Source organism: Enterococcus bulliens, from assembly GCF_053761865.1.
Genome location: NZ_JBSMXK010000023.1, coordinates 17,932 through 29,005 on the forward strand (window position 1 = coordinate 17,932; position 11,074 = coordinate 29,005).

The following is an 11,074-nucleotide window of genomic DNA, read 5'->3' on the forward strand; positions in this document are numbered from 1 at the left end:
TGTATGTTACGATTTATCGGAAAACGGCTATTACAGGCTATCCCACTATTATTTGTGATTTCATTTATCGTGTTTTCACTGATTCATTTGGCACCGTATGATGTCATCGATTCGATTACCACGCCAAATATGTCACAAGCGCAAATTGATGTCTTAAGAGAGAAATACGGATTGAATGATCCATTTCTTGTACAATATTTTTCATGGTTAAAACAAATTTTTCATGGTGATTTTGGGTATTCACTTGCTTCAAGACACAGTATCGCGCAAGATTTAGCCACACGTATCCCAAATACGATGCGTTTAGTATTGCCAGCTTATGTCACAGCCTTGATCTTAGCGATTATCTTTGGGTTAGTTGCGGCAGCAAATAAAGGGAAATGGATCGATCGTATCATCGATGGCTTAGCTTCTTTAGGTCTAGCTGTTCCAGCTTTTTTCTTTGCGATGATTTTGATCTATTTCTTTGGGTATAAATTAAATTGGTTCCCGATCATTGGGATGTACACAGTGGGGCAAGAAGGGGATCTCTCCAATTACTTGTCACATTTCGTCTTGCCTTATACGACTTTGACCGTTGTCTTTTTACCAGAATTACTTCGCTATATCCGCTCTTCTGCTGTGGAACAAGTATCAGAAGACTATGTGATGGTACAAAAAGCATTTCATGCGACTAAAGGCGAGATTTTCCGCCGTCATATTAGCCGTAATGTTATGATTCCAGTTGTTACACAAATTGGGATGGCTTTACCGATGCTTGTGACTGGTGCGATCATTACCGAAACAATTTTTGGATGGCCCGGAGTTGGACCGTATCTAATGAGTGCAACGAAAAGTTTAGACTATCCTGTGATCATGGCTGTGATGTTGTTTTCTGCAACGCTAGTGATTGTTGGGAATCTTTTAGCAGACGTCTTATACTCGATCGTTGATCCTAGAATTCGTAAAGGAGGACAAGCGAAATGAAGACGCTCAAATTGATCATCAAACAAATTTTTCAACAACCGCTTTATGCATTTTCATTTATCTTTTTAGTTGCTTTGATTTTCTTATCATTGATCGCGCCATTACTTCCGATCGATCCTACGTTAACCGATGTTACCCAAATGTCTCAAGGTCCAAGTTTAAAACATTTATTTGGAACAGACGAAGTCGGACGTGATTACTTTATTCGCGTACTTTACGGTGGTCGAGTTTCGTTATTAGTCGGGGTATCTGCGATGTTGGCTGCAACGTTTATTGGAACGGTTGTAGGACTGGTTACAGGGTATTTTGGTGGGATCGTAGATAGTATTTTGATGCGTGTCGTCGATGTGCTATCAGCTATTCCATGGTTGGTTTTAGTTATCGTTTTAAGTGTGTTCTTAAAACCGGGCCTTTCAACGATCATTATCGTGATTGGAGGATTTTCGTGGATGAGCATCGCACGTTTGATCCGTGCCGAAACGATGTCTGCTAAAGAACGTGAATACGTTTCATATGGGCAATTTATCGGACAAAAACCTTTACGTATTATGTTTCGCCATGTCTTACCTTCTGTCTTACCGACATTGATCATTGCAGCAACGACAAGTATTTCCGGTGCGATCATGACAGAATCCGCGTTGAGTTTCTTAGGTTTAGGGATCCAACAACCGATGTCTTCGTGGGGAAGTTTATTACAAAACGCTCAAAGTAGTCTACAACGTACACCATATATGGCAATTTTACCTGGATTGTTTATTGTCTTTACGATTTACTCCTTTAATAATTTAGGTGATTTAGTTAAAACAATTTTACAAGGGGAGGTGGAGTAGATGTCAGAGTTACTAAAAGTCGAGGGATTAAGCGTGACCTATCATCCAAAAAAAGGTGATGCGCAACCAATCGTCTATCCGCTGTCTCTTTCTGTCCCTAAGGGTAAGGTCATCGGCGTTGTAGGTGAATCTGGAAGTGGAAAAAGCATGACGATGAAAAGTTTACTAAATCTATTGCCAGAGCGAGTCACAGCGACGATCGACACCTTTACTTTTGAAGAGAAGACAGTCGATACAAAAGAGATCTTACCTATCTCGATGATTTTCCAAGATCCAATGACTTCATTAAATCCCTTACGAACAATTGAGTATCATTTGATCGAAGTTGTCCGTCGAGCGCAAAAATGTTCGAAAAAAGAAGCTAAAGCATTGGCGATCGCTGAACTAGCTAAAGTTGGGATTCCGCTACCTGAAAAACGGATGAAACAATATCCTCATGAATTATCCGGTGGGATGCGTCAACGGGTCATGATCGCGATGGCACTACTTGTCAAACCAAAATTATTGATCGCAGATGAACCAACGACTGCACTGGACGTAACAATCCAAGCGCAGATTTTGGCTTTGATCCGTCAACTACAGCAAGAAGAGGATTTAGCTGTCTTATTGGTCACCCATGATTTTGGGGTGGTAGCTGGAATGTGTGATTATATCAAGGTTATGTATCGTGGACGGATCGTTGAAGAAGGAAGTGCTGAAGATATTTTCTACCATGCCCAGCATCCTTATACAAAGCAATTACTAGCAGCAGCTCATTTGGGCGATAAAAATGAAACCGCAGCGGTACAGTTGACGGAATTTACGGTGTCTGATACGCCACAAAGGGTATCTGAGACGCATCGTGTTTGGTTAGGAGGTTCAATAGATGACAACACCCTTGATTGAAGTAAAACAAGTAAATAAAGTATTCAAATCAAAGAATTGGCGCGGACAAGTGACAGAAGTCCAAGCAGTTGATAATATCAGTTTGACCATCTTTGAGGGGGAAACATTAGGACTAGTGGGTGAGTCTGGTAGTGGGAAGACGACATTTGGTCGTGGTGTCTTACAGTTAGAACCATTTACGAGTGGTACGGTCGTTTTTGATGGGATCGATCTCGCCAATACCACAAAAGCCGAACGTGCCAAATTAGCACAAGAAATGCAGATCATTTTTCAAGATCCTTATTCAGCTTTAAACCCAAAATTGAGTGCTTTGGAGTTAGTGATGGAACCTTTATTTCGTGAAGACCAAACACAAGCCAAAGAAAAAGCAAGTCGTATTTTAGAAATGGTGGGCATTACCGGAGATGCGCAACAGAAATTACCACGAGCCTTTAGTGGTGGACAGCGTCAACGCATCGGGATTGCGCGTGCTGTCGTCAGCCAACCGAAATTTATTTTATGTGATGAACCCACTTCCGCGTTAGATGTTTCGATCCAAGCGCAGATCATGGAATTACTGATCCAATTACAAAAAGAGTTTGGTTTATCGTATTTATTTATTTCGCATGATTTATCTGTGATTCGCCATATCTCAGATCGTATTGCAGTAATGTATCAAGGAAAATTAGTCGAATTGGCTCCGACTGAAGAACTGTTTTCCCATCCAGAGCATGCCTATACGAAAAAATTACTTCGTGCTGCACCTGTAGCAGATCCTAAAATCGCACGCGAGCAATTGAATCAAATTAAGCAAGATGAAACAATCACGTTAGATCCTGAAGCGACTTTAATAGAAGTGCGTCCAGGGCATTTTGTAAGGAGAGATGGAAAATGAGTAAACATGAGTTAACGATCATTAAAGGAACAGAAAAGTTTGAATTAGCGGCTCCTGATAAAAATTGGGTCTTAGCCTATGAAGAAGGATACTCACCTGTGCAAATGTTAGCCAGCGCTGCGGGCGCATGTGGAGGCTACGTCTATTCTAGTATTTTAGAGAATTCTAAAATTCCTTTTGAATTCAAAAAAATCGAATTGAGCTATACGCGCGATGAAACGAAGAAGGCAGAACCATTAGCTTCAATCACGATGGTATTTCATGTCGTCGTTGCTTCAAAATATCAAGAACGTGCTGAAAAATGTTTACGACTAGTGAGTGCAAATTGTCCGGTGATTCAGTCATTAGATCCATCAATCGAAATTCATGAGAGCGTGGTTTTTGCTTAATTTTTAAGGGATGTGACAGACTTCTGTCACATCCTATTTTTGAATACGATTTAGTTTAGCAAATAGACACATTATGCTATACTATAGGTGAAAATTTGAGGAGCGATTAAAGTGAGAGCGAGGCGATTTCAATGAAAAAACCCGTTTCATTATTGATTGGGATGGGAATGTTATGTTTAGGTGGAACGCTAGTTGATGCCGACGATCTATCAAAAAATCGTAGTCAAAGTCGTGTAGCACAATCGACGAGTCAAACAGTGAAACCCAAGACAGTGGCGCAAATCCAAACAGAAGTGTCGAATCAAGTCTTCACACAAATCGGTCAGTATCGTAAAAGCCGCGGACTAGCTGGCTTACGTTCACAACCTGCTTTACAAAAAGCCGCGAATCAACGGGCAAATGAACTCTTTGTCAAATTCTCTCATACTAGACCAAATGGACGTAGTGGTCTAGCAACACCGAGTGATTATGGTTACAAAGGGATTTCTCTTGTTGACAATCTCGGATTTACCTATTATGGTAAGTCATTAGAATGGTATCGAGTAAATGGCGCTAAAACGATCATGCAAGGGTGGATCAATTCACCAGAACACAATAAAAACCTCCTAAATCGTCAACCGACAGAAGGTGCAGTCGGGATCGCTTTTAAAAAGGTAGGCACGGATCGTTATGATATGACGTTTAGTTATCTAGGTGGATTACAACGAAGTGAATATAAAAAATGAATAAACAGTATTCCTAAAATAGTTCTTTTAACAATAAGCCGAATCATTACCGAGATATGCCAAGCTATTATCGGATTGATTTGGCTTATTTCTTTGCGCTGCCCACTTTTTCACTGCCTTTTTTTGTTAGAAACGTAAAAATTTCGAAGAACTTTTCAGATGACTGTAAAAAATCACCAATTTCAAGTATAATACCAAAGAAGTCAATGAAGGGATCGGGACAAAAATGGCACAACTATTTTTTAAATATGGCGCAATGAACAGTGGAAAATCGATTGAGATTTTAAAAGTAGCACATAATTATGAAGAACAAGACAAACCAGTCGTGTTGATGACAAGTGGGTTAGATACTCGTGCCGGTGTGGGCAATGTGTCCAGTCGGATCGGATTAGAGCAAAAAGCGATTCCGATTTTTACCGAAACAGATATTTTGGCTACGATTCAAGCGTTAGCATTTGAACCGTATTGCATTTTAATCGATGAAGCACAATTTTTACAAAAACATCACGTCTTAGCCTTGACGAAAGTCGTGGATCAACTCAATATTCCAGTTATGGCGTTTGGCTTGAAAAATGATTTTCGTAATGAATTATTCGAAGGATCAAAATATTTATTGCTTTATGCAGATAAAATCGAAGAAATGAAAACGATCTGCTGGTTTTGTCATAAAAAAGCGATCATGAACTTACATTATATCGATGGACAGCCTGTTTATGAAGGGGATCAAGTTCAAATCGGCGGCAATGAGGCCTATTTTCCAGTCTGTCGTCACCACTATTTCCACCCAAAAATGAAAACAAATTAAAGGAGAACCGATATGTACGATCAGTTACAATCAATTGAAGACCGTTACGAAGAATTAGGAGAGTTACTTAGCGATCCTGAAGTGGTTTCGGATACGAAGCGTTTTATGGAATTATCTAAAGAAGAAGCCAATACGCGTGAAACAGTCGCAACTTACCGTCGTTATAAAGAAGTTGTGACGGGGATTTCTGATGCTGAAGAAATGCTTGGTGAAAATTTAGATGCTGAAATGGCGGAACTCGCTAAAGAAGAACTTTCAGATCTAAAAAAAGAAAAAGAAACCTTAGAAGAACAAATCAAAATCCTATTGTTACCAAAAGATCCTAACGATGATAAAAACATTATCATGGAGATCCGTGGAGCAGCAGGTGGGGATGAAGCAGCATTGTTTGCAGGAGACCTGTTTACCATGTATCAACGTTATGCTGAAGCTCAAGGTTGGAAAACAGAAGTGATGGAAGCTAACGTGACGGGGATCGGCGGCTATAAGGAAGTCATCATGATGATCTCTGGTGAGAATGTCTTTTCTAAATTGAAATACGAAAGTGGTGCACATCGTGTACAACGTGTTCCTTCAACGGAATCACAAGGTCGGATCCATACGTCAACGGCAACAGTCGTGATCATGCCTGAAGCCCCTGAAGTAGAACTCGATATTGCCGATAAAGATATTCGTACGGATATCTATCATGCTTCAGGTGCCGGTGGTCAGCACGTCAACAAAACGGCTTCTGCGGTACGTTTGACTCACTTGCCAACAGGTGTTGTCGTGGCCATGCAAGATGAGCGTTCACAGCTTAAAAACCGTGAGAAAGCGATGAAAGTTTTACGTGCGCGCGTGTATGACAAATTGCAACAAGAAGCGCAAAGTGAATACGATGCAAACCGTAAATCCGCAGTCGGTACCGGCGATCGTTCAGAACGTATCCGTACGTATAACTTCCCACAAAACCGTGTCACAGATCATCGTATTGGACTTACGATCCAAAAATTAGATCAAATCTTGGCTGGTAAATTAGATGAAATCGTCGATGCATTGATCGTATATGATCAAACATCAAAATTAGAAGAGTTGCAAAATGGATAAAACGTATCGTCAACTGATACAAGAAGCAACACGAACGCTTGAAGCGCATGGCAAAGAAGGCTATGCGATTCAAGCTGTTTTCTTAAGACGTAAAGAATGGGATAAGACACAGTTCTTACTCAATCTCGATCAACTTGCTTCTAATGAAGATCAAGCACAAGTTGCGGCTGATCTGGACCAGTTATTGGCCGATTATCCACCACAGTATCTAACGGGTGTCGAAGAGTTTTACGGGCGCTTGTTCCAAGTCACCGAGGATACGTTGATTCCTAGACCAGAAACTGAAGAATTAGTCGAATTATGTTTAGCGTTTAGCGATACTAAAAAAGCATTGAACGTGATCGATATTGGTACTGGGACAGGAGCAATCGCGATCAGTCTAAAAGCACAAGCTCCAAAATGGCAAGTCCACGCAAGTGATCTGTCTTTTGAAGCGTTGGCCGTGGCCAAAGAAAATGCCAAGCGTTTGCGCCAAACAATCGTTTTTCATCAAGGAGATACCTTAGAACCAGTCTTAGATCAGCAGTTTGATATTATTATTTCAAATCCACCTTACATCGCGAAATCGGAGTGGGAAGTGATGGATGCAAGTGTCCGCTTGTTTGAGCCTAAAATGGCTTTGTTTGCTCCAAACGATGGGTTAGCGATCTATGAAAAACTTGCGCAATCTGCACCACATTGTTTAGCACCAGAGGGTAAGTTATTTTTAGAAATTGGCTATCTCCAAAAAGAAGCTGTTCTCGAGATGTTTCAAGCAGCTTTTCCCAATAAAAAAGTAGAAGCGAAAAAAGATCTGTTCGGCAATGATCGAATGATTGTCGTTTATTAAGAAAAGGAAGTGTTTTTACAGTGGAAACTAAACGATTTACCAGTGATACACTGTCACAAGCAGCAACAGCATTAAAAGAAGGACAACTGGTGGCGTTTCCCACTGAAACAGTTTATGGATTAGGGGCAAATGCCTTAGACGAAACGGCTGTGAAACAAGTGTTTCAAGTAAAAGGACGTCCAAGCGATAATCCATTGATCGTGCATGTCACTGGATTAGAGCAAGTACGTGATTATGTTTCAGAGATGCATCCATTGACACAAGCAGTAGTCGATGCCTATTGGCCCGGACCACTAACGGTCATTCTTCCAATCAAAGAAGGAGCTTTTTCATCTGTAGTAACAGGTGGATTAAAGACAGTCGCTTTTCGAATGCCTGATCATCCTTTGACGCTTGCCTTGATCAAAGAAGCAGGTGTACCGATCGTAGGGCCAAGCGCGAATCTTTCGGGCACACCAAGTCCTACAACAGCTGACCATGTCCTGCATGATTTTACAAATAAAATTGCTGGCGTATTAGACGGTGGTGCAACCAAAATCGGAGTAGAGTCAACAGTGATCGATTTAAGCGATGCGACCAGTACACCGGTCATTTTAAGACCAGGGGCAATCACAGGTGAGATGTTAAGTGATACCACACATACGAACATTACAAATGAACCTGTTGCACTAAAAGGGACAGAAGCGCCTAAAGCGCCAGGTATGAAGTATAAACACTATTCGCCACAAACGAAAGTGATCATGGTAGATTCACATGACTTCGATCAATTGAGTGCGTATTTGAATGAAAAAGAAATTCGTGCGGGGATTATAGCAGGACCCACAGCCGCCGCTAAGGTTCGCATGGAAGCTGGTGCGATCTTTATGTATCAAAATGATACAGTAGAAGCAGCCACTAAAGGCTTGTTTTCTGGTCTGCGTGCATTAGATGAATGTCAGGCCGATCTAGATGTGATATTTGTCGAAACAAAAGAAGAGCATGGTTTAGGCTATGCCTATATGAATCGCTTGAAAAAAGCTACGGACCAACAGAAATTTACGAACAATTAGCAAATAAACAAAACAAAATTGAAAAGAAAAGTAGCTTCACAAAAATAAGCTATGTTACAATTCACGTACTATGAAAAAGGAGTGTGCCATATCATGGATTATCAAGCATTTGACCCGGAATTATTTCAAGCGATCGAACAAGAAGGTGTTCGTCAGCAACATAATTTAGAACTAATCGCTTCAGAAAACATTGTCTCTGAAGGTGTTCTTGCAGCACAAGGAAGTATCTTGACTAACAAATACGCTGAAGGGTACCCAGGACGTCGTTACTACGGTGGTTGTGAATTTGTTGATGTTATTGAAAACCTAGCGATCGATCGCGCAAAAGCATTATTCGGTGCAGAATTTGCGAATGTTCAACCGCATTCTGGATCACAAGCAAATGCCGCTGCTTATCTGTCATTGATTGAAGAAGGAGATACTGTTTTAGGAATGGATCTTGCCGCTGGGGGGCATTTAACACATGGATCTCCAGTCAATTTCAGTGGGAAAACCTATCACTTCATCAGTTATGGTGTGGATCCTTCAACTGAAGATCTTGATTATGAAGTGATTCGTATTTTAGCACGTAAACATCAACCGAAATTGATTGTAGCAGGCGCAAGCGCATATTCTCGAACAATCGACTTTGCGCGTTTTCGTGAGATCGCCGATGAAGTCGGTGCAAAATTAATGGTCGATATGGCACATATCGCAGGTCTTGTGGCAGCTGGACTTCATCCAAATCCAGTACCTTATGCTGATATTACAACAACGACGACCCATAAAACATTGCGTGGTCCTCGTGGAGGCATGATCTTGACAAATGATGAAGCCTTAGCGAAAAAAATCAACAGCAACGTTTTTCCTGGAATTCAAGGTGGACCATTAGAGCACGTTATTGCCGCAAAAGCAGTAGCATTTAAAGAAGCACTAGATGAGTCATTTAAAGATTATGCACAACAAGTCATCGACAATGCACAAGCAATGGCTAAAGTCTTTAACCAAGCACCAAAAGCTCGCTTAGTTTCAGGCGCTACAGATAACCATCTTGTCTTGATCGATGTGCGTGGTTTTGATTTGAATGGTAAAGAAGCCGAACAATTATTAGATACTGTAAATATTACAGTTAATAAAAATTCGATTCCTTTTGAAACATTGAGTCCATTCAAAACAAGCGGTATCCGTATTGGAACACCGGCTATCACAAGTCGTGGATTTAAAGCAGAAGATGCGACAAAAGTGGCTGAATTGATCGTGAAAGTCTTAGAAAATAAAGACGATGCTGATGTTTTACAAGCTGTAAAACAAGAAGTGCGCACGCTAACAGATCGCTACCCATTGTACAAGTAAGCCAAATCGTAAAAAAGAGCGAAGAATTTTAGGATTCTGCCGCTCTTTTTTTGTTTTTGTGGTATAGTAGAAAACGGTAAAATTCTTTGCGTGATGACAAGAGATGTTTTACAATAAAAGAAAACCAAAGGAGAATTCATATGGGTAAATTTCAAGTAATCGATCATCCGTTGATCCAACACAAATTAACGATCATTCGTGATAAAGACTGTGGTACGAAAGTATTTCGTGAGGTCGTAGATGAGATTGCGATGTTAATGGCTTACGAGATTTCACGTGATATGCCGGTTGAGGATGTTGAGATCGATACACCGATCGTGCGTTCAACACAAAAAACGTTATCAGGTAAAAAGGTTGCGATCATTCCAATCTTGCGTGCAGGTATCGGAATGGTAGATGGGATCTTACAATTGATTCCAGCAGCTAAAGTCGGTCATATCGGAATGTATCGTGATGAAGAAACGTTGATCCCACATGAGTACTTTGTAAAATTACCAGATGATATCGATAGTCGTCAATTACTTGTTGTCGATCCAATGTTAGCAACTGGTGGTTCTGCGATCATGGCTATCGACTCACTAAAACAACGTGGTGCATCAAATATCAAATTTGTTTGTCTTGTAGCTGCACCTGAAGGGGTTAAAGCATTACAAGATGCTCACCCAGATGTGGATATTTATGTCGCAGCACTTGATGAAAAACTAAATGAAGATGGCTATATCGTTCCTGGTCTAGGCGATGCTGGCGACCGTTTATTTGGTACAAAATAATAATCATAAACTATCGCAGTTGTTGCGATAGTTTCTTTTTTTGAAGGGAAGAAATACAGATGGTCAAAACAGTGATCTTAGCGGAAAAACCTAGTCAGGCACAAGCATATGCCCAAGCCTTTAAACAATCTAGTAAAAAAGATGGCTACTTTGAAATTACCGATCCTTTATTTTCTGGCCCTACTGTCATTACCTTTGGCTTTGGTCATTTAGTCGAATTAGCGCAGCCAGGCGAATACGCTGAAAAATGGCAAAAATGGTCGTTACACACGTTACCGATTTTTCCACAAGAATATCGTTTCCAAGTCGCCGATGCAAAAAAGAAACAATTTCATATCGTTGAGCGCTTGTTACAGCGAGCAGATGTGATCATTGTGGCAACCGATAGCGATCGTGAAGGGGAGAACAGTGCGACATGTTTCTAGTTGAAAAGACTAGGCACACTAACGGCTTAACAGACGTTAGTGGAGAACTTTCAGTTTGAGAGGTGGAATGATAGGGTAACGCCTTGAAACGCCTCCCTTAATACTCCGA

Annotated in this window: 12 protein-coding genes and 1 pseudogene; all 13 read left to right on the forward strand. The window is 40.8% G+C overall.

What is annotated here, in order from left to right; translation table 11 throughout:
• Positions 1-3: 3 nt before the first annotated feature.
• On the forward strand, positions 4-966 hold the full coding sequence (locus ACWOEC_RS10410; RefSeq protein ID WP_455308039.1) for an ABC transporter permease: 963 nt from the start codon (positions 4-6) through the stop codon (positions 964-966).
• A complete protein-coding gene (locus tag ACWOEC_RS10415) occupies positions 963-1,796 on the forward strand; it encodes an ABC transporter permease (RefSeq protein ID WP_297079380.1) in 834 nt (277 codons plus the stop codon). The genes ACWOEC_RS10410 and ACWOEC_RS10415 overlap by 4 nt, the downstream gene beginning before the upstream one ends.
• On the forward strand, positions 1,797-2,681 hold the full coding sequence (locus ACWOEC_RS10420; protein ID WP_455308042.1) for an ABC transporter ATP-binding protein: 885 nt from the start codon (positions 1,797-1,799) through the stop codon (positions 2,679-2,681). It abuts the gene before it with no gap.
• Positions 2,662-3,555, forward strand: a complete 894-nt coding sequence (locus ACWOEC_RS10425; protein ID WP_455308044.1) for an ATP-binding cassette domain-containing protein — start codon at positions 2,662-2,664, stop codon at positions 3,553-3,555. The genes ACWOEC_RS10420 and ACWOEC_RS10425 overlap by 20 nt, the downstream gene beginning before the upstream one ends.
• A complete protein-coding gene (locus ACWOEC_RS10430; RefSeq protein WP_455308046.1) occupies positions 3,552-3,944 on the forward strand; it encodes an OsmC family protein in 393 nt (130 codons plus the stop codon). Before ACWOEC_RS10425 ends, ACWOEC_RS10430 begins: the two co-directional genes overlap by 4 nt.
• Before the next feature lie 131 nt (positions 3,945-4,075).
• The gene (locus ACWOEC_RS10435; RefSeq protein ID WP_455308048.1) at positions 4,076-4,669 is read left to right on the forward strand and encodes a CAP domain-containing protein; all 594 of its coding nucleotides are present in this window, start codon (positions 4,076-4,078) and stop codon (positions 4,667-4,669) included.
• 226 nt (positions 4,670-4,895) lie between these two features.
• A complete protein-coding gene (locus ACWOEC_RS10440; RefSeq protein WP_297079371.1) occupies positions 4,896-5,474 on the forward strand; it encodes a thymidine kinase in 579 nt (192 codons plus the stop codon).
• Positions 5,475-5,486: 12 nt separating this feature from the next.
• Complete coding sequence (gene prfA / locus ACWOEC_RS10445; protein WP_297079369.1) at positions 5,487-6,560, forward strand: peptide chain release factor 1; 1,074 nt, start codon at positions 5,487-5,489, stop codon at positions 6,558-6,560.
• Positions 6,553-7,389 (forward strand): peptide chain release factor N(5)-glutamine methyltransferase, encoded by an 837-nt coding sequence (prmC, locus tag ACWOEC_RS10450; protein WP_455308051.1) that lies wholly within the window; start codon positions 6,553-6,555, stop codon positions 7,387-7,389. Before prfA ends, prmC begins: the two co-directional genes overlap by 8 nt.
• 20 nt (positions 7,390-7,409) lie before the next feature.
• On the forward strand, positions 7,410-8,438 hold the full coding sequence (locus ACWOEC_RS10455) for an L-threonylcarbamoyladenylate synthase (RefSeq protein WP_455308053.1): 1,029 nt from the start codon (positions 7,410-7,412) through the stop codon (positions 8,436-8,438).
• Positions 8,439-8,531: 93 nt separating this feature from the next.
• Positions 8,532-9,770, forward strand: coding sequence for a serine hydroxymethyltransferase (gene glyA / locus ACWOEC_RS10460; protein WP_455308055.1), 1,239 nt, complete (start codon positions 8,532-8,534; stop codon positions 9,768-9,770).
• A 140-nt stretch (positions 9,771-9,910) separates the two neighbouring features.
• Complete coding sequence (upp, locus tag ACWOEC_RS10465) at positions 9,911-10,540, forward strand: uracil phosphoribosyltransferase (RefSeq protein WP_455308057.1); 630 nt, start codon at positions 9,911-9,913, stop codon at positions 10,538-10,540.
• A 59-nt stretch (positions 10,541-10,599) separates the two neighbouring features.
• A pseudogene (locus ACWOEC_RS10470) lies at positions 10,600-10,953 on the forward strand (toprim domain-containing protein); the annotation flags it as partial.
• Positions 10,954-11,074: the final 121 nt, after the last annotated feature.

Coding starts and splice junctions, on each gene's coding strand:
- ACWOEC_RS10410 (WP_455308039.1), top strand. CDS start 4: ATGTTACGATTTATCGGAAAACGGCTATTACAGGCTATCCCACTATTA.
- ACWOEC_RS10415 (WP_297079380.1), top strand. CDS start 963: ATGAAGACGCTCAAATTGATCATCAAACAAATTTTTCAACAACCGCTT.
- ACWOEC_RS10420 (WP_455308042.1), top strand. CDS start 1,797: ATGTCAGAGTTACTAAAAGTCGAGGGATTAAGCGTGACCTATCATCCA.
- ACWOEC_RS10425 (WP_455308044.1), top strand. CDS start 2,662: ATGACAACACCCTTGATTGAAGTAAAACAAGTAAATAAAGTATTCAAA.
- ACWOEC_RS10430 (WP_455308046.1), top strand. CDS start 3,552: ATGAGTAAACATGAGTTAACGATCATTAAAGGAACAGAAAAGTTTGAA.
- ACWOEC_RS10435 (WP_455308048.1), top strand. CDS start 4,076: ATGAAAAAACCCGTTTCATTATTGATTGGGATGGGAATGTTATGTTTA.
- ACWOEC_RS10440 (WP_297079371.1), top strand. CDS start 4,896: ATGGCACAACTATTTTTTAAATATGGCGCAATGAACAGTGGAAAATCG.
- prfA (WP_297079369.1), top strand. CDS start 5,487: ATGTACGATCAGTTACAATCAATTGAAGACCGTTACGAAGAATTAGGA.
- prmC (WP_455308051.1), top strand. CDS start 6,553: ATGGATAAAACGTATCGTCAACTGATACAAGAAGCAACACGAACGCTT.
- glyA (WP_455308055.1), top strand. CDS start 8,532: ATGGATTATCAAGCATTTGACCCGGAATTATTTCAAGCGATCGAACAA.
- upp (WP_455308057.1), top strand. CDS start 9,911: ATGGGTAAATTTCAAGTAATCGATCATCCGTTGATCCAACACAAATTA.